The following is a 551-nucleotide window of genomic DNA, read 5'->3' as shown; positions in this document are numbered from 1 at the left end:
ATAACAGAAAATAGTCTTGTTAAATGGGACGAAGATGGGAAATTCATTACCATTGGTGATGAAAAAGACGGTATCGAAATCAAAGTTGCGAACTCTGAAGGCGAGAATCGAATTATTTCTGGCGTTGCAGTTGGAAAGGTCAGTTCCGATTCGACAGAAGCAATAAATGGCCATCAGTTATTTAGTTATATTACTAATATAGTGGATTTTTTTGGTGGTGAGGAGACAGATGTACTTAATGGTATCAAACCAACTTTTACGGTTCAGAAAACGAAACATAATAATGTAACTGATGCTTTCGCTGCTGTCGATAGCTCTATCACAGATATTTATACTCAGATTAGCAATGTAACAGAAAATAGTCTTGTTAAATGGCATGAAGATCAGAAGCTTATTACCATTGGTAAAGAAAAAGGCGGTACAAAAATCGATATCACAGGTACTGAGGGAGCTCGGACTATCGCGGGCGTGAAAGCTGCAGAGAACGATGATGAAGCTGTTAATAAAAAACAACTCGATGACACTGTAACAAATATTAATAATAATGTTAT

At 36.5% G+C, this 551-nt stretch carries 1 pseudogene; it reads left to right on the top strand.

The features are described 5' to 3' along the window. Window positions 1-551 (top strand): annotated as a pseudogene (locus J7R10_RS08485) (hypothetical protein); the annotation flags it as partial.

It is taken from the genome of Bartonella vinsonii subsp. berkhoffii ATCC 51672 (assembly GCF_902825225.1).
In the GTDB taxonomy this organism is placed as follows: domain Bacteria; phylum Pseudomonadota; class Alphaproteobacteria; order Rhizobiales; family Rhizobiaceae; genus Bartonella; species Bartonella berkhoffii.
Note: the sequence above shows the minus strand (reverse complement) of the source record. Positions and strands in the feature narration are given on the sequence as shown.